The organism is Trinickia sp. HAY1-2D, from assembly GCF_056754935.1.
Window position 1 is genome coordinate 1,375,128 of record NZ_JBPGWX010000002.1, and the last position, 17,703, is coordinate 1,392,830.

General features: G+C 61.8%; 17 protein-coding genes. 8 read left to right on the forward strand and 9 right to left on the reverse strand.

Annotated elements, in window-relative coordinates; translation table 11 throughout:
* Positions 1-58 precede the first annotated feature (58 nt).
* The 3 genes from ACR9ZC_RS13375 (at position 59) to ACR9ZC_RS13385 (ending at position 3,229) form a co-directional block, all read left to right on the forward strand.
* Entirely contained in the window at positions 59-1,321 is a 1,263-nt protein-coding gene (locus ACR9ZC_RS13375) for an ABC transporter substrate-binding protein (protein WP_481580639.1), read from the forward strand.
* Between the two features lie 126 nt (positions 1,322-1,447).
* Positions 1,448-2,365 (forward strand): carbohydrate ABC transporter permease, encoded by a 918-nt coding sequence (locus ACR9ZC_RS13380; protein ID WP_481582664.1) that lies wholly within the window; start codon positions 1,448-1,450, stop codon positions 2,363-2,365.
* Between the two features lie 12 nt (positions 2,366-2,377).
* On the forward strand, positions 2,378-3,229 hold the full coding sequence (locus tag ACR9ZC_RS13385) for a carbohydrate ABC transporter permease (RefSeq protein WP_331572420.1): 852 nt from the start codon (positions 2,378-2,380) through the stop codon (positions 3,227-3,229).
* 7 nt (positions 3,230-3,236) lie between these two features.
* Here the strand turns inward: ACR9ZC_RS13385 and tssF are convergent, their stop codons facing one another.
* The 5 genes from tssF to ACR9ZC_RS13410 all read right to left on the reverse strand — a co-directional run bounded on the left by tssF (position 3,237) and on the right by ACR9ZC_RS13410 (position 11,025).
* On the reverse strand, positions 3,237-5,060 hold the full coding sequence (gene tssF, locus ACR9ZC_RS13390) for a type VI secretion system baseplate subunit TssF (RefSeq protein WP_481580640.1): 1,824 nt from the start codon (positions 5,058-5,060) through the stop codon (positions 3,237-3,239).
* 226 nt (positions 5,061-5,286) lie between these two features.
* Positions 5,287-7,218 (reverse strand): bifunctional diguanylate cyclase/phosphodiesterase, encoded by a 1,932-nt coding sequence (locus ACR9ZC_RS13395; RefSeq protein ID WP_481580641.1) that lies wholly within the window; start codon positions 7,216-7,218, stop codon positions 5,287-5,289.
* Positions 7,215-7,736 carry a YfiR family protein gene (locus ACR9ZC_RS13400; protein ID WP_481580642.1) on the reverse strand — a complete coding sequence of 174 codons (522 nt, stop codon included), beginning with the start codon at positions 7,734-7,736 and terminating at the stop codon, positions 7,215-7,217. Before ACR9ZC_RS13400 ends, ACR9ZC_RS13395 begins: the two co-directional genes overlap by 4 nt.
* A gap of 10 nt (positions 7,737-7,746) precedes the next feature.
* A complete protein-coding gene (locus ACR9ZC_RS13405; RefSeq protein ID WP_481580643.1) occupies positions 7,747-9,789 on the reverse strand; it encodes a TonB-dependent receptor plug domain-containing protein in 2,043 nt (680 codons plus the stop codon).
* Between the two features lie 330 nt (positions 9,790-10,119).
* The gene (locus ACR9ZC_RS13410) at positions 10,120-11,025 is read right to left on the reverse strand and encodes a helix-turn-helix transcriptional regulator (protein ID WP_481580644.1); all 906 of its coding nucleotides are present in this window, start codon (positions 11,023-11,025) and stop codon (positions 10,120-10,122) included.
* Between the two features lie 126 nt (positions 11,026-11,151).
* On the opposite strand from ACR9ZC_RS13410, the gene ACR9ZC_RS13415 reads away from it, so the two are divergent.
* Entirely contained in the window at positions 11,152-11,943 is a 792-nt protein-coding gene (locus ACR9ZC_RS13415; RefSeq protein WP_481580645.1) for a helix-turn-helix transcriptional regulator, read from the forward strand.
* A gap of 25 nt (positions 11,944-11,968) precedes the next feature.
* Here the strand turns inward: ACR9ZC_RS13415 and ACR9ZC_RS13420 are convergent, their stop codons facing one another.
* From ACR9ZC_RS13420 to ACR9ZC_RS13430, 3 genes are all read right to left on the reverse strand, one after another.
* On the reverse strand, positions 11,969-12,874 hold the full coding sequence (locus ACR9ZC_RS13420) for a helix-turn-helix transcriptional regulator (RefSeq protein WP_481580646.1): 906 nt from the start codon (positions 12,872-12,874) through the stop codon (positions 11,969-11,971).
* Positions 12,875-13,143: 269 nt separating this feature from the next.
* On the reverse strand, positions 13,144-14,067 hold the full coding sequence (locus tag ACR9ZC_RS13425; protein WP_481580647.1) for a dTDP-4-dehydrorhamnose reductase family protein: 924 nt from the start codon (positions 14,065-14,067) through the stop codon (positions 13,144-13,146).
* 8 nt (positions 14,068-14,075) lie between these two features.
* Positions 14,076-14,294 (reverse strand): heavy-metal-associated domain-containing protein, encoded by a 219-nt coding sequence (locus ACR9ZC_RS13430; protein WP_481580648.1) that lies wholly within the window; start codon positions 14,292-14,294, stop codon positions 14,076-14,078.
* Between the two features lie 134 nt (positions 14,295-14,428).
* Between ACR9ZC_RS13430 and cueR the strand changes: the two genes are divergently transcribed.
* The 3 genes from cueR (at position 14,429) to ACR9ZC_RS13445 (ending at position 15,741) form a co-directional block, all read left to right on the forward strand.
* Complete coding sequence (gene cueR, locus ACR9ZC_RS13435) at positions 14,429-14,869, forward strand: Cu(I)-responsive transcriptional regulator (RefSeq protein ID WP_481580649.1); 441 nt, start codon at positions 14,429-14,431, stop codon at positions 14,867-14,869.
* A 207-nt stretch (positions 14,870-15,076) separates the two neighbouring features.
* A complete protein-coding gene (locus ACR9ZC_RS13440; protein WP_331572440.1) occupies positions 15,077-15,223 on the forward strand; it encodes a DUF3563 family protein in 147 nt (48 codons plus the stop codon).
* A 182-nt stretch (positions 15,224-15,405) separates the two neighbouring features.
* Entirely contained in the window at positions 15,406-15,741 is a 336-nt protein-coding gene (locus ACR9ZC_RS13445; RefSeq protein ID WP_481580650.1) for a hypothetical protein, read from the forward strand.
* Between the two features lie 4 nt (positions 15,742-15,745).
* On the opposite strand, the gene ACR9ZC_RS13450 is transcribed toward ACR9ZC_RS13445, so the two are convergent.
* A complete protein-coding gene (locus tag ACR9ZC_RS13450; protein ID WP_481580651.1) occupies positions 15,746-16,591 on the reverse strand; it encodes a 23S rRNA (adenine(2030)-N(6))-methyltransferase RlmJ in 846 nt (281 codons plus the stop codon).
* A gap of 310 nt (positions 16,592-16,901) precedes the next feature.
* Between ACR9ZC_RS13450 and ACR9ZC_RS13455 the strand changes: the two genes are divergently transcribed.
* Entirely contained in the window at positions 16,902-17,699 is a 798-nt protein-coding gene (locus tag ACR9ZC_RS13455) for a 3-hydroxybutyrate dehydrogenase (RefSeq protein ID WP_331572446.1), read from the forward strand.
* Positions 17,700-17,703 lie beyond the last annotated feature (4 nt).

The following is a 17,703-nucleotide window of genomic DNA, read 5'->3' on the forward strand; positions in this document are numbered from 1 at the left end:
GCTCAGGCGGCTACCGTTGATGACGATATAAACCTTGGATAACACGAAGGAGACACGCATGAAGCAACCCGCGAACCGTTTTCGCATCGGCGTCGCCACCGCGTTTTTCGCGGTGGCGACAGCCGCGTCCTGGTGGGCCAATGCGGCACAGGCAGGCACGCTCGATATCAACATTGCCTTCAAGGGCGCCAGCCAGCGCGCGGTATGGCAATCGACGCTCGACGACTTCAAGAAGGCGCATCCGGATATCGACGTGAAAGCTGCATTCATCGACGAGGAAGCCTACAAGGTGCAGCTGCCGGGGTGGCTCACGACCGTTGCGCCCGACATCGTGAACTGGCATGACGGCGAGCGGATGGCCTACTACGCGAAGCGCGGGTTGCTCGAAGATCTGACCGGGGATTGGGCGAAAAACGGCTGGGATCGGATGTACGCTTCGACGAAAGAAGCATCGTCGTACCAGAGCAAGCAATATGCGGCGCCGACCGTGTATTACTCGTGGGGGATGTTTTATCGCAAGGATCTCTTTCAAAAGGCCGGTATTGCGGGCGAGCCGAAGACCTGGCCTGAATTCCTCGATGCCTGCAAGAAGCTGAAGGCTGCCGGCATTACGCCGATCGCCGTGGCTGGCCGCGACGCCTGGACGCTGGCCGGCTGGTTCGACTACCTCGACTTGCGTTTGAACGGGAATGCGTTCCATCAAAAGCTGATGGCGGGGGAAGTGCCTTATACCGACGCGCGCGTGAAGAAGGTCTATACGACGTGGAAGCAGCTCATCGACGATCATGACTTCATCGACAACTCGCTCTCGTACGATCTCGACGCGGCACAACCGTTCCTGTTCCAGGGCAAGGCCGCAATGATGCTGATGGGCACGTTCATCAGCGCGGGTTTCCCGCCGTCGATCAAGCCGCAAATGAGCTACTTCCAGTTCCCGATCATCGATTCGAACGTGCCGACCGCCGAAGACGGTCCCGTCGAATCGCTGCACATTCCCGCACATGCGAAGCACAAGGCCGAAGCGCGAGCGTTCCTCGCGTTCGTCGAGACACCCGAGAACGGCGCGCGGCTCGCGAAGGGACTTGGTTCGCTGTCGGCCAACAGCAAATCGCCCGAGCCGGAGGATCCGATTTCGAAGATCGGTTTTCAGATTCTGTCCAATACGAAGGGCGGTATTGCACAGTTCTACGATCGTGATATGACGAAGGAGATGGCCGACGAAGGCATGAAGGGCATGCAGCGATTCGTGTCCGATCCGACGCAGATCGATGCTGTGCTCACGCAGCTGGAGCAGACGCGCAAGCGTATCTACAAGCAGTAAGGGCAGGCGGCGGCCGTAGTTGGCCGCCGAAATGCCGAAACGCCGAAACGCATTGGAGGCCTTGTCGTGCCGCAGTCAGCCACCCACGAGCATTTGCGCGCCGCGCCAGACGGCGCGGACTTTTCCATGCCGGCCGGCAAATCGCCGGCAAGCCGGCGCGGCGCAGGCCGGCAGGCGGGACGCAAGCTGTCGCCCACGGCGCGCCGTCAGCGACGTGCCGCGCTGTTGTTCCTCGCGCCGGCTTGCATCATGTTCGGCGTCTATGTGATATGGCCGATCGCGTCGACGATCTGGTTGAGCTTCTTCAACTGGGATGGCATGTCGGACAAGGTATTCGTCGGGCTTGCCAATTACATCGAACTGTTCCATGCGCCGACTTTCTATACCGCGCTGAAGAACAACGTGATCTGGCTGGCGATGTTTCTGCTCGCGCCGCCAGCGGGCCTTGCCGTAGCGTTGTATCTGAATCAGAGCGTGGCAGGAATGCGCGTTGTCAAGTCGCTATTCTTCGCGCCGTTCGTATTGTCTGGTGTGGTCGTCGGCCTCATGTTCTCGTGGTTCTACGATCCGACGTTCGGCTTGCTTGCACTGATCATCGGGCACGGCGTGCCCGTGCTTGGCGATGCGCGGTATGCCACGTTCGGTATCGTGATCGCCGCGTTGTGGGCGCAGACTTCGTACTGCATGATTCTCTATCTCACCGGGCTGACGACGCTGAACGGCGAGCAACTCGAAGCGGCGCGAATGGAGGGCGCGCGCCGCTGGGCATTGCTCTGGCATGTCGTGCTCCCGCAACTGCGTCCGACGACGTTCATGGCGGTCGTGGTTACCGTGATCGGTGCACTGCGCAGTTTCGATCTCATCGCCGTCATGACGGGCGGCGGGCCGTTCGAGAGTTCGACCGTACTTGCTTATTACATGTACGACCAGGCGATCAAGTATTACCGCCTGGGTTATTCGGCATCGATCGCCGTGGTGCTTTTCGCCATCATGCTGGTCTACATCGTCTACCAGTTGCGGCGTACGCTGCGTAACGAGCAGTAGAAGGAGAAGTTCATGTATCCGCTGCCTGTCGATAAATGGAAGCCGCTGCCGCGGCGGTTCTACAAGATTTCGGTGCCGATTGCGCTCGTGGTCTGGATGCTGCCGATGCTTGCAGTGCTGATGACGTCGGTGCGCTCGTCCGAAGAGCTCAGCGAGGGCAATTACTGGGGATGGCCGAAGCATATTTCGCTGATCGGCAACTACACCGAGGCGCTGACGACCTCGCCCATGCTGCATTACTTCTGGAACAGCGTGCTGATCACGGTGCCGGCCGTGGTGGGCTCGATCGCGCTGGCCTCGATGGCCGGTTTCGCGCTTGCGACCTATCGCTTTCGCGGCAATACGCTATTGTTCGCGGCATTCGTGGCGGGGAATTTCGTTCCCGTGCAGGTGTTGATGATCCCGGTGCGCGACCTGACGCTGAAGTTCGGGCTTTTCAATACCGTCGAAGGATTGATGCTCTTTCATATCGCGTTTCAGACCGGGTTTTGCACGCTGTTTCTGCGCAATTTCATCAAGCAGTTGCCGTATGAATTGATCGAGGCTGCGCGCGTTGAAGGCGCTGGGGAATGGACGGTGTTTTTTCGCATCGTATTGCCGCTGATCCGGCCGGCACTGGCTGCGTTGGCCATTCTCGTCTTCACGTTCGTCTGGAACGACTACTTCTGGGCGTTGTGTCTGACGCAAGGCGACGAGGCTGCGCCGATTACCGTGGGCGTCGCGGCGCTCAAGGGGCAGTGGACGACGGCATGGAACCTCGTCTCGGCCGGTTCGATCATGGCGGCGCTGCCTTCGGTGTTGATGTTCTTTGCCATGCAGCGGCACTTTGTCGTCGGATTGACGTTTGGCGCCAGCAAGGGATAGACGAGCGTCAAATCAACGGCGCCGCGCCTTCCCGTGGCGGACAACGCCAAATTTCGGCGCCGATGTTTTTCGATACCAGTACCACCTGTACGAAGCTGTTCGCGGGCGCATACGGCGCAAAAAACCGGTCCATCACGCCCGCAAAAACACGCAGGCTGCTCGATGCGAACGCATGCTCGTCGACGGTCGCGGTGATCTCGATGCCCCGAACGAATGCGGGCGACGGTTCCATCGCGATCCATTGCATCGTCGGGCGGTAGTCCAGCGACACGATGCCGTCGATATGTGGCGCCTGTGACTGCGATAGCGCCGCGAATTGCCGAAAGAACTGCTTGAACGCTTCGAGCCCCGCTTGACTCAACTGCAGCGAATGAGGTGCCATCTGACCGATGAGCCGCCACAATGCGCCATCGCCGCGCGGCAAGCGCACCGGCTGCGTGGGCCGCGACAACATCGCCACGTTGCGTCCCAATTCGCTGCCTCCGCTTTGCAGATCGCCCCCGGGCATGCCGATCGGCAGCGAGGCGGGCAGATCGCCGTTCGTGCAGGTCATATCGACACCGAATTCGCGGAACTCGGGCGTTACCGGTTCGCCATCGAGTCCCACGAACACGAGTTCGGTTTGGCCGCGGTTCCCGGCATCGGCTCGCCATCGGTCGCGGCGCACCGTCCAATAGGGCCCGGCGAGCTTCTCCGCGCTGCCGTGCATCAGGGAGTTGACCGGATGGAGCACTGTCTTACGAGCGGGGGAGGGCCCCGCCGTGCTGACGCCATCGATCGAAAAAATCTCGGCCTCCGGTTTGCCCGGTAACGACGGGAGCAGCGAATAAGCGGTCACGTCCGGATTGATCTTGATCGACGCGGCATCGCGTTTGAAGACATTGACCACGGGTGTACAAAACGGCTGGAAGGTATTCGCCCCGATCCTCGAGAGACGCTGCGATGCCCAGGAGTCCTTATGAATTTCGGCCAGCGCGAAGTGGACCGTCACACTACCGCAGGGGCCGGTGGTACTCAGCAATGCGGCCAGATCGAGATCGATGAAGTCGAACTTCTCCGGAAACGCAAAATACTCCATGAGCAAACGCAGCGCAGCGGGCGTGTCGTCGGAGCCCGCGACGAGCGTCTCGCCGTCGTCGAACCCCACCGCGGAAACAGGCGAGGACTCGAGGCGCTTCCAGCGGCCCAAACCGTCTGCCTCGACATACGCGGCGACCGTCTTCAGATGCAGGGCATCGTTCAACGCCGCGATCACTTCACGCGCGCCGGCCAAGTGCAAACGCAAGCGAGGCGGTGCAGTGGCGTTGAGCAGGGCGCCTGCGCGCGTGGCCGAGATGCCGAGCGAAACGAGTCCCGTCGTTTCGGCAGGCAGGATCGTGCCGGTAGGCGCATGCGGGGACGCGGTGTAGGTCCCCTGCGTGACGCGCAGCGGCGCGATCGTTACGTCGTACGTGCTGCGAAAGCCGCATTCGGTGGCTTTGGCGACGAATTGCGTACCGCGCGCGATCGTCAGCGGGGCGGTCAATTTCTCAAAGACTGCATCGGTGCGGACCTGCGCGATGCAGCAAGAAGGAATCGAACGCAGGTACTGCGGAAACAGTATCTCGATCAACGCTTCCGTGAAATCGGGATAGTCGTCGTCGAGCTTGACGTCGATGCGTGCGGCCAGCAGGGCGAACGACTGGAGCATGCGTTCCACATGTGGATCTTCCGAGTGCTCGCCCGCAATCGCAAGGCGCGCGGCGATTTTCGGATAGCGCGCGGCGAATTGCTGCAGCGATTGCCGGAGCAGCGCAAGCTCGCGCTCGTAATGCGGAAGTAACTCTTCCATCTGTTCGAACCGTCGATATTGAAAAGGACCACGCCAGCGAGCGCTTTTCGCATCCCGCTTTGAAAACGAGACGCTCATGCGTTCGCGCGGGCCTATTATCGGCGATTTGAACCGTAAACTCCAAAGCGACGCCGTTTTCGGAAAATGGCGCCGATTCCGATTTTCAGATTCGATCGCCGGTTATCGCCGCGATATACCCGGTTCGAACAGTCGCCGTGCCGACCGTTCATTCCGCCAACGTCTTCGGCGACATTCCGGCGTCGCTGAGCACGCGGGGTTTGGCTGCGTCATCGCCCAGCAATTTCATCAGTTGCTCGAACGGCATGGGCCGCCCGGTAAGGAAACCCTGCACGATATCGCAGCCCGATTCGGCGAGCCAGGCAAGTTGCGCGGCGTGCTCGACACCTTCCGCCACCACGGCGATACCGAAACTGTGCGCCATCGAAATAATCGCGGTCACGATGGGTTGCCCCGCATCGGGAAGCGGATGAACGAAGCTGCGGTCGATTTTGAGGCTGTTGACGGGAAACGATTGAAGATACGAAAGGGACGAGTAGCCGGTTCCGAAGTCGTCGAGAGACAGTCTTACGCCCGATGCTCGAAGGCGGTTCATCGAATCGATGCCCGCATCCATATTCGCCATCAATTGGCTTTCCGTCAGCTCGAGCTCGAGCAGTTGAGAATCCAGCCCGCTTTCGGACAGCACCGCCTTCACCTGATGATCGAATTCAGATTGCCGCAGCTGACGGGCCGAGACGTTGACCGCCACGTGAATTCGCGTGGCCGACACTTCATTCCAATGCGCGGCGTCGCGGCAAGCCCTCCGCAGCACCCACTGTCCGAGCCCGACGATGAGATCGCTGTCTTCGGCAATAGGAATGAATTCGGCCGGCGAGACGGTACCGTCGGCGGGGTGCTCCCACCGCACGAGGGCCTCCGCGCCGACGAGCGCGCCGGTCTTGCAATCGAATTGGGGCTGATAGACGAGATCGAGCGCATCCATCTCGATTGCTTTGCGCAATTCGCTTTCGAGTCTGGCGCGCCGCCGCGCCTCCACAGTCATGTTGGGGTGAAATTCGACCGCCGTATTCTTGCCGCGGCCCTTTGCGGCGTAAAGCGCCATGTCCGCGCTGCTGACGAGCGCGGCGACTTCCCGGGCGTCGTCGGGAAACACGCTTACGCCAACGCTCGCGGATGCCACGATACTCGATCGCTGCAGGTTGAACGGGCGAGCGAGCGCACGGGCGATGCGCATCGCCGCCAGATGCCCCTCGCTCTTGTCTTCATTGATCTCGACGAGTACCGCGAATTCGTCGCCGCCGATCCGGCTCACCACATCGGTGCTGCGTACGGCTTGACGCAAGGCAGTCGCGACCCGCGTGAGCAACTCGTCGCCCGCACCGTGTCCCAGCGTGTCGTTCACAGTCTTGAAATCGTCGAGATCGACAAGCACCAGTGCGAGACGCGTGCCGACGTAGCTCGGCCGATGCAGCCGCCGGTCGAGCTCGTCGTAGAACGCGCGACGATTCGGCAGCCCGGTCAACGGGTCGGTGGACGCCAGGTATTCGAGCTCTTTCTCCGCTTGCGCGACGCGCGCGCCCATTCGCGACGTGACCGCGAACGCGACCCAGATCGCCACCAACGAAGCCGCCGAGAGAAACGCGCCGTAGTGGAGCAGTTGAGCGACGACCGCGTCTGTCGTGGCGACGAGCACGACTTCGCCGATTGCCTTGCCCTTGACCTGGACCTCGGATTCGACGATGACATCGGTGAGCGACCAGGGGCCCGCATGCATGCGTGCATTCTCGATCGTGGCTTCGCCGCGCTCGCGTTCTGAGAGTCCGGGCTTCGCGTAGCGGGCGAACACTGCTCCATTGCTCTTGAAGACTGCCACCGTTTCGACGTAAGGCACCTTGCTCAGCGAATGCAGGACTTCGCCCGCAGCCGGCTTGTCGTCGAACATCAGCGGCGCCGCGGTGTTGTCCGCCACCATCTCGGCGATCATGTTGGCGTCTTCGGTCAGCGATGTCCGCAGCGTCACGGCTTGATAGACAAGGAGTACCAGGCTCGATATGAGCAAGGCTACTCCCACGCGCAGCGTCTTGATCCGTGCCATTTCGCGCGCCGGACTTGGCGTTTCGAGCTTGACGTGCTTCATGTGACATTCCTCGCAAGCCGAAGCAATTTGGAGCTCAGGCCCAGATGGCGTCGGGCTGCCTCGCTATTGTCGATATCGAAGCGCAGTTGATCGCCTTGGCGAACCAGCAGGACCACGCACGGACCCTCGGGGGCGTCGGGCGTACGCACGATGAGCAATGGCGAGTCCGTAGGCAGTGCGGATTTGATCGCGGTCGATGTCGCCGGGCTGCCATCTACGATCAGCACATCGCATCCCGCGGCAGTCGAGCCTTCCGAAAGCATGCGCAGGTGCCACGTACGCGCCGCCACCTGGCGCCCTTCGAGTTTGGCGAGCGCGGCACCGAGCTCCCCCTTGTTGCTCGCGCAGACCATGAGACTCGCCGAAGCGGCACGCGTCGGAGGCCATTCGGTGAAGGCGGTGAAGTTGAAGATATAGGCTGCTTCGAGTGAAAAGAGATCGACCTGAGCGTGTGCCGTCACACGCAGACAGGCTGCGATAGCAAGGATGAACACGGCGGCGGCAAGCTTTCTTCTCATGTGCGGTCCATCAGAACCCATACACGAGTTTGGCGAGGAACGTGCGGCTTTGCTGCACGATGACGCTTTGCGTGAGCCCGGGACCGGCGGGATCGGAAAAGCGCCGGTCGGTGACGTTGTAAATCGAAAACGACAGGTCGGCATGCGGAATCAGCCGCGCTGTGCCGATGCTCAGATTGCCGAGACAGTAGCCGCTTGCATCGCCCGCTTGCGCCAGCCGCGACGATACGCAGCGTAGCTCGGCGCCGACTCGCGCCGAATGATGGAAGACCGGGACGAACACATTGAGCTTGGCGAGCTGTCGCGGCGAATCCTGCAAGGCCGCGCCGGTCTCGCTGTTGCGGGCTCTTTGCCATGAATAGCTCGCCCGGATCGTTGCTCCACCGGCCAACTGCTGCTCATAGGCGAGTTCAGCGCCGTTGGCCTGGACGCGATCGATGTTCTGAAACTGGAACAGCCCGGAATCGGTGAGGACTTCGGTGATCAGGTTGCGCACGTCGTAATGAAAGACCGACAGCGTGGCATGTCCGGAGTCGCTGATCCTTCGATCGTAGATGAACTCATACGTCGTGATGTGCTCGGGTTTGAGCGCAAGATTGCCGGTTTGGCCGTCCGTTCCCGGAATGGTGTAATACAGCTCGTAAGCGTTAGGTGCGCGATAGGCACGCCCGTACACGAGCTTGAGCGTGTCGGCGGCTGTCGCTTTGAAAATCAGTGCAAGACGAGGACTCGCGTTCGCACCGGATACGCTCTCCTCGTCGAATCGCGCACCGGCGTTCAATGTCAATCGATCCGTAAGCTGGATCTCATCCTCGGCATAGACACCGAAAATGTTCGAACTGCGATGATCGTCGAGTATCGATTGATAGGGGTCGACGTTGTAGTTGTATTGATCGCGTCTCGCATTGCGCGTCACGCTCATGCCGACGACGATCTTATTGCGCGGCACGCCCGTGAAAGTCGCATGGACGTCGGCGCCGTACCAGATCGCCTTGTCTCCATCGACGTTGACTACAGCCGGGGCCGTGCCGTATAGCGACGGCATGCGATAGTCATAGCGTTCCCAATAAATCTCGGACGCGACCTCGAGACTGCCCGAGAACGCATGGCGGTAGGTTGCGTTGGCGAAGGTATGCGTATCGCTGGTACTGTCCGGCTCGTTGAAGTTGGCGCCATAGGCCGCGGTCGGCATACCTTTCGTTCGGTTCCCGTAGCCGGCACTGAACACGAAATCACGGTAGGCGAATTTTGCAAACAGATACTGCGCGCGATCGTAGTCGAGTCCGTTGGCCACGCCATTGTTCTGGTCGGGCGTGTCGAACTCGCCGTAGTAGAGGTCTTGCCCGCTGCGGACGTACGAAGTGGCCGACAGCAGCAGATCGGCCCCGTTGCTTCCATGCCAGCCATAGCTCGCGCGTGCGCGCTTTTCGCCGAAGCTGCCGACCGAGACAGCGGTTTGGGCGCCGCCCAATGCCGCGCCCTTTTTCGTCACTACGTTGATGACACCGAAGAGCGCGTTCGAGCCGTACACCGCCGATCCGGGGCCCGGCACATATTCGATTCGCTCGACCAGATCCATATCGAGCGGAAAGTCCGTTCCGATCGAAGCTTGATCATAGACGGAATCGTTGAGGCGCATTCCGTCGATCAACAGCAGAAAGCGGCTGTTGTAATCGCCCGGGCGGCGAAAACCGCGCGCGCCGAGATAGTCATAAGTCCGGTCGTACGAGACATAGAGCCCGGGCAGGGAGGCGAGCGCATCGGAGAGCTTGCGCCAACCGAAGTTGCGGATATCGTCGGCGGTCAGTATGACGGCGGCCGCGGGTGCTTCCGAAACAGGTTGCTCGAAGAGGGACGCCGTACTGACCACCTTGACGTTCATGAGCGCTTCGAGCGGCATCGATGCAAGCGCGTCGGCGGTCAGCGGCGCGTCCTCGGGACCAGATTGCGGCGACGCAGCAACGCTCTCGTTCGACCCGACGAAAATCGGTACAACGGCCAGGGCGATGCGAACGATGAACGTGATGCCGCGTTTGTGTTGTCTGGGGACCATTAGAGCGAAGTCAGAAAGCCGGTGGCGCGAGGACGTGCCTCCTTCACTTAACGGCAGAGTGAAAGCGGTTCTTGAGTTTGGCAGGCGCGTTCGAAGGCGCGGCTTGGCGCCAGGAAGAGCTCGCGCGTGTCAATAGGCGGAGTCCTCAATCGACCTGGGCATGGGAAGCCGCCATCCTGGACCCGAGCCCGACGCGTGGTGGCCCGACGCACGGCCAGGCGGCGTGCGAGACTCGACGTAACGGTTGGGAGTCCTAACGAGGTTGGCTGCGGCCGGTATGGACCGGCGTGGGGAAGCGCGCGTACGAACGCCGCTTCTTGCCGTGACGGCTCAAATCAACTCGAGCTTGGAGGTGAGGTAGGTGAGTTCGATGCGATTCGCTACGCCGAAACGTTTGCGTAGCTTGCGCAGGTGGTAATCGACATTGTGCGCGCTCGTGTCCAGGCGGCGGCCGATTTCCTTGTCGGACGCACCTTCGGCAATACCCATCAGCAATTCGCGCTCGAATGGCGTCAAGCTATTCGCCGCACAGCTGCGCGAGGCCGCGGTCAATTGCGGCAAGGCAAACGCGTGGACCGACAGCGCAATCGACAACGATTGCTCGACTGTTGCGGACGTGATCCAGTCCCGCGAGCGGCGCGGTGCGGTGAAGCTCATGAAGGCGCTCAAGCGCGTGCCGGGGAGGGGCATGGCGAACATCAGGCCGCTGCACATACCGTCATCGCGCATGGTGCTCAGAAAGCCGTCGACTGCTCGATCTTCCGGGGTGCCGATGCTCGATCCGATGCTTTGCTCGCGCAGATGGTACAAGTCCCAGACCATCGGCGCATTGGCGCGCCGCGCAGCGAGCGTGCGCGGATCGATCTCGTGATAGCCTTGCTTCACGTAGTCGCCGCGATAGGTGGGAGGCACGAACGCCTCATGCAGGAAGAGCCGCTCGGCTTGCTTGACGTTGCTCTCCAATCCGAAATAGGCAAACGTCGAAAAACCGACCAGATGCAAGAGGCCGTTGATCATGCGATTGCGCTCGGCAGCGGTGCGCGCGCTGGCCAGCGCGCCGGCGATACCGAGGGACGGGCAAGGTTGATCGTCCGCACTCGTTTGTCGCGGGTCATTGCACCAGATCACATCGATCGGATGTTGCTGCGAAGTTGGCGTTTCGGACTGCTGAGCGTCCAATGAACGACGTGAGGGCGGGAACGACGACGCGTCCTCGCGCAATGCGGCGTGATGCATCGATGAGCCTCCGGTCGAGAGTCGCGTTGCGCGCCACGTAACGCGGCACGGTGGTGCCGGTCAGTGCGTGTAACTTATGGTAATGATAATCAGAAAATCGCATATCGGCACGCGAGGCGTACCCTGATGACAGATGTCGACGAATTCCCGACGCTCGTATGGTTTTCGCAGGCCGACGCGCTCGCTCATCTGCACGAGATCGACGCAAGCGCCGATGTCGACCGTGCCGCATCGGATCTGCTCGGTTGTCACGAACGCCTATTGCACATGGGGTTCCACATGCTCAATTACGGCGCGTTCGAAATGATAGGCCGACGGGTGTTGCGCATCTATTCGATGAGCGATTTAGCGGATATCTCGTTCTCTCGTCTTTATTGGAAACACCGGTTGTACGAAAGCGATCCGCGTTTTGCCGCGCTCTGGCAAAGCGGATTGCCGGCGACATGGCAGGCGGGGCAAGTCACAGCGTATGCGGAGCGGACCGGAGACTCGCGGGCGCGCATGCTTTCAAACAGCCTGCGGTCGCATGAAATGAACGCGGGATTGACGCTCGGCCTGCCGGCACCGCAGCCCGATCTGCGCGTAGCGGTCAATCTGACCGCGCGAGCGCACGAGATCGGGTGGATCAACGACCGCACCGTGGGGGGCGCATTGACGATCGCCCTGACCGTGCACCGCATCGTGCAGCCTTATATCGACGCTTGTGTCCGGCGCGCGCGGGAGCTCGTGTTGAGCGCAGATCAGGCCGCGGTTCTCGAGCGGCTCGTCAAAGGGCTGTCGGATCAGGAGATCGCCACCGCAACCGCGAGTTCGCTGCACAAAGTGGCGTCCCACGTGCGGGCGTTGCAAAAGATGTTCGGGGTCGAGAACCGCGCGCAACTCGTGTACCGCGCTGCGCGCTGGGGTTGGGGCGGTTAAGCGGCGTTTAGCGCGCCCGCGCGAGTCAAGCCGCCTGAAGCCGTCCGGCGAGATAGGCGAGCTGGCTGCGATTACGCGCGCCCAGCTTCTCGCGCAGTTGCCGCAAGTGGTAGTCGACGTTGTGCACGGTCGTATCGAAGCGCGCTGCGATGGCTTTATCGGACAGCCCCGCCACGACCGCCGACAAGATCCGTTGCTGCAGCTCGGACAACCCGTTTGTGGCCTCGCGCCTGCACATGGCCTGGATGTAGGCCGAGCAGCGTTGGTGCAACGACAGACCGAGTCCGATGGCCTGCGCGATGACGCTGTCCGTGATCCATTCGCAGTGCTCCGGCGCCCCTGCAAAAACGATGATTGCGCGCATCGGCGTTTGCGAGATCGGTAACCCGAATGCCAGGCCGCTGGCGAGGCCGTGCGCACGAAGCTCGTCGAAGTGGCGACGGACCTGCGGATCGAGGGCGTCGTTACGCGACGCGTCCAGGATCGAACGGATATCCCAGACATGAAGCCGGCTCGATTCGAGCGCACGCCGCATTTGCGGATCCCGGAGGAAGTAGCCGCCCTCGAGCGCCTTCGGCAACAAATCGCTCGCCAGGTAATCGCGCAGCAAATAAGCGCGCTCGGCCTGGGCCTGGGCATTGAGTTTCAAGGCTGCATAGCCAAGGCCTCTGAAGCCCACGATGTGAAGGACGCCGCGGATCATCCGGATCCGTTCCTCGGCCGTTCGCGCCGCACTGAGTTCGGCCGCGAGAAACGTCGAATCCGCCGCGCCGTCGGCGCGTGCTAACGGGGACAGCGCCGCTTCGTCGAAATACCGCGTATCGCAACGCGGTGCGATCTCCCGGAGCATCGCGGAGCCCGTCCGACGCGCCGGTGCGGGTGGGACCGGTTCGAGATCTTCGCCTTCTTCCACTACCTCGAGGTAAGACATGCGGAATTCCTATATGGGCCGAGGCACGTCGCTTGTGGCGCCGAGCCGCAGCGCGCGAACAGCACGCGGTTGAGGCAGCTCGTCGAAGCGACTCGCCCTCATGAAAAGGATTGTATTGACCGCGCTGGCGATGTGTAGCCCGGCATTTCGTAGTGTTTGGCACGTGGCCCCTACGAAGTCGCCATGCAATTACGGAAGTACGCGAGCAAAAATGCCGGGCGGCGCGTTCGTCGGCGCGTGTGTCAATAATACTGTGTTTTTATACAGTATCAAGTCGACGCATGGGGGTGCAGGGCCAGATATCGTTCCAGCACCCGTGCGAGCGCGTCATCGAATGGCGTGCGGCGCCCGATCCCGAGCGCTTCGAGCCGACTTGCGTCGAGATGGCAGTCGCGCGGCCGCGGCGTGGAATCGACGCTCGATGCCACCGGCTCGAGGCGCGCATCGAGCCTCAGGGTGCGGGCGATTCGCACCGCGATATCGAATTTGGTCATCGGCTCGTCACCGGACCAATGGGCGCGGCCGCATACGGCGGCCCCGCTTGCCGCCCGCTCCAGCAGGCCGCGAATCACGTAAGCCACATCGCCGGTGAACGTGGGGTAGCGCGTCGCCCAGGCATCCATGCGGGCGGCGGGCGAGCCTGCCTTGGCGGATGCGACGACAGCCGGCACGAGGCTCGTCACCGCCGATTCGCTCAAGTCGGTTGTGTGGCCGAAAAGCAACGGTAGCCGAAGCACACAGCCGAAATCCGTGGCCTGCGCCAGCGCACGCTCTCCGTCGAGCTTGCTGTGGCCGTAGGCGTTGAGCGGGCAGGGCGGATCGTCGATGCGATACGGTGGCCTCGTGCCGTCGAACACGTAATCGGTCGAGATCGACAAGACCCACGCATCGTGGCGCCGGCCTGCCGATGCGATCGCCCGGACGGCATCGACGTTGAGCGAGCGAGCGAGTGCCGGATCGCTTTCGCAAACATCGGGGCGCCGCTCAGCTGCCGCAATGACGACGGCGTCCGGCGATGTTCGCGCCATGAACGCATCGATGGCCGCTGCGTCCCGGATGTCGAGGGATATCAGCGCGCCTCCCGCTCGACGATGAGCGGTGCCGATAACGCGCCAGTCCGCCCGCTCGGCCAGCGTTTCCATGACGGCCCGGCCGACCAGCCCCGAGGCACCGATCACTGCGACTGTAAACATGCGGTGCCTCAGCCCGGATCGGCGACGGTCTTTGCTTCCTGGACCGCATAGCCGGCTTCATCGATCGCGGCCGTCAGCGTCCCCAGATCTGCGCTCGACGCGACCCGCACACGTCCCCCCGCAAGGTCGACGTCGACCTGTGCGGCGGCATCGACCGCCCGCACCGCTTGGGTGACAGCTGATACGCAATGCTGGCAGCTCATGCCTTCGACATGGAATTCGATCATTCGGTGTCCCTTCGATGTAAGTGAGTTCGAAGCGCGAACGCCGGATCGTTGCCGGTCATCGTCACGCTTGCATCGAGCGTATACCTTGCCATAGTGGGAAGGTATACGCTGTCTTCACGAATCGGGAGGTATCGGTGAATATCGGCGAAGCTGCGCGCGCGTCGGGCGTGAGCGCAAAAATGATCCGCTATTACGAGCAGGTCGGGTTGCTCGCCCCCCGGGGCCGCACCGAATCCGGTTATCGGCTTTACGGTCCGGCAGAGGTGCATACGTTGCGGTTCATTCGTCAGGCGCGGCGTTTGGGTTTTCTCGTCGAAGATATCCGGAAGCTGCTGGCGCTCTGGCACGATCGGTCCCGTGCGAGCTCCGAGGTCAAGGCGATCGCGCTGGAACATGTCGGCGAACTGGACAGGCGCATTGCCGAGCTCAAAGAAATGCGAGACGTTTTGGCGCACCTCGCGCGCCATTGTCACGGCGACGCGCGGCCCGACTGCCCGATCCTCGAGGAACTCGCGAGCGAGGATCCGGCCGCATTTCAAGAAAGCCACGCCACATTTGCCGCAAAGGTCGTGTGAGGCTTGATAAATGAGGCTCGCACCTTGGTTGCACCGTCAAGGTGCATTCTCGACGCAAGAGACGGCTGCCGGCACCATTCCATAGCGGAATGCACGTCATTCGTGCATTTCACTGGCGACTTTCCGTGGGCACTATATAATCCGGGTTAACCCTTTTCCGGGAAATCCCTAGCTTCGGCAGCGGTTTCCCGACCCCGGAGAAACGTCATGCTCGCCTATATCATCGAAAAGCTCAGCAACTGGTTCGAATCGGCCGAACGCACCCGCCGCGAAGCGTATCTCGCCTCGTCGTCCGATGTCGTCGATCTCGAAAAGCGCCTGCGTGCCCTCGAAAGCAACGGCTATACGCTGTAATGTGTGATCGCAGCGAGCAGGGCAGCATTGAGTGCGCCCCTGGTCGCCGAGCACGGTCATCACAATCGGCGTCGGCTCGAACCGGTGTTTCGCGCGTTTCCGGTAGCCGGAACGTCCGGGCCGCGCTAAGGTGTGAGCGTCGCGTACGCGTTTTGCGTCGCGCGCCTTGTGGATAGTTCTCCATGCACCTCATTTCTTTTCTCTCCACGCCTGCCCGTTCACTCGCGGCGGCGGCCGGACTCTCGATTGCCGTTGTAGCGAGCCCCGTTCTCGCGGACTCGGACCGCGCACCCGTCGTGCTCGATACTCAAACCGGCATCCACGACGGCAGAAGCGGCCTCGTATTGCAAAACGCTCCGCTTGCGCGCCAGGCGATGGTGCCCACGCAGCCCACGGCCACGCTGCCGGAGATGGCGCCTCAAGCCCAGCAGCCTATCGTGGTTGCACCTTACGTTGAATTGCCCGGTGGGTCGGACCGGCGCGCGGTGTACCGGCAGCGCCCGGCCGCAGGGCAGTGACGCGCTATGACACGCGCGCTTCGATCTCGAAGCGCGCTTCGCCGTCCTCGTTCAGCACATCCTTCAGAAACGGCAACATCTCCCGCACTGACGCAGCGAGCGTATAGGGCGGATTGAGCACGAACATTCCGCTGCCGTACAGCCCGAAGCCGTCCGATGGCGGCCGGCTTACAGTCAAGCTCACATGTAGCCAGTCGGTGCTTTGCAGGCGCTTCAACTGCTCCGGGAACCGCTGCGACTCCGGGCGTACCACCTGCGGATACCAGACCGCGTACACGCCGGTGGCGAATCGGGCGAGGCTTCCCTCGAGGCACGTTATTGCGCGCGCATAGTCGCGCTTGTCTTCATAGGACGGATCGATCAGCACGAGCGCGCGCCGCGGTGCGGGCGGCAGCAGGGCCTTGATGCCTTCGAATCCGTCCCCGGCGTAGAGCATCGCGCGACGGCCGGCGTCGCGGAAGTTATGGCGCAGTACCTCGATCTCCGTGCTATGCAGTTCGAATAGACGCATGCGGTCCTGAGGGCGCATCAAGCGCCAGGCCAGATAGGGCGAGCCGGGGTAAAGGCGCAGTTTGCCATCGGCATTGATGGCGCTCACTTGCTCGACGTAATCGGCAAGCGCGGCTGGCAAGTCGTTGCGAGTCCACAGTCGGGCTATGCCCGTTTCGAATTCGGCGGTCTTGGCCGCGTAGCCTTCGGTTAACGCATAGACGCCCGCACCGGCATTCGTATCGATGTACCAGTAGGGCTTTTCTTTTTGGCCTAGATAGCGCAGCAACTGCACGACGACAGCGTGCTTGAGGACATCGGCGTGATTGCCGGCGTGAAACGCATGGCGATAGCTGAGCATGGCAAATCGAACGAGAGTTGAACCGCGACACGAGACTCGCGCCGACAGCGTATGGGTGCGCCGCATTGCGTCCTGCAAACGGGCGCGTCATTGTACGCGAGCGATTCCCGTGCAGGTTCGAGTGCGGCGCTCGGAGTTCGAGCGGCGATCCGGCGCCGTCGAGCAAATCGCCACGCGTCGGCCGTCCCTTCATGCACAATAGCGAAGTCGATCCTGGCGCGCGAGTCGAGCGGACGGCATATGCCATTCGGCCAGGTTGTCCCGCATCGTGCGTCATGGTGTCATTGTGCTCGAGTCGATGGAGATCTGAATGTCCTCGTTGAATAGCAATTTGAGCGGTAAGGCCGCGGTCGTGACAGGCGCGGCAAGCGGCATTGGCAAAAGCATCGCGCTGACGTTCGCTGCGAATGGAGCAGCCGTCGGCATTGCCGATTTGAACATCGCCGGGGCGCAGGCCGTGGTGGAGGAGATCGAAAAAGCCGGCGGCAAAGCGCTTGCGCTTGCGATGGACGTGACCGACGAAGCCGCTGTCACCCAGGGCATCGATGCAGTGGCCGAGCGGTTCGGTTCGGTCGATATTCTGGTGTCGAACGCCGGCATCCAGATCGTCAACCCAATCGAAAGCTACTCGTTCGCCGATTGGAAGAAAATGCAGGCGATCCACGTGGACGGCGCATTCCTGACAACGAAAGCGGCCCTCAAGCATATGTATCGCGACAATCGCGGCGGTGTGGTCATCTACATGGGCTCGGTCCATTCGCACGAGGCTTCGCCGCTGAAATCGGCTTACGTCGCCGCCAAGCATGCCTTGCTCGGACTGGCGCGCGTGCTGGCGAAAGAAGGCGCCCCGCACAACGTGCGCTCGCATGTGATTTGTCCTGGCTTCGTGCGTACGCCGCTCGTCGACAAGCAGATTCCCGAGCAAGCGAAGGAGCTCGGGATCAGCGAGGAGGAGGTCGTCAAGCGGGTCATGCTGGGGCAGACCGTGGACGGCGTTTTCACGACGGTCGAGGACGTCGCGCAAACCGCATTGTTCCTTGCAGCGTTCCCCAATGCGGTCCTGACGGGGCAATCGATCGTTCTCAGCCACGGTTGGCACATGCACTGAAAAA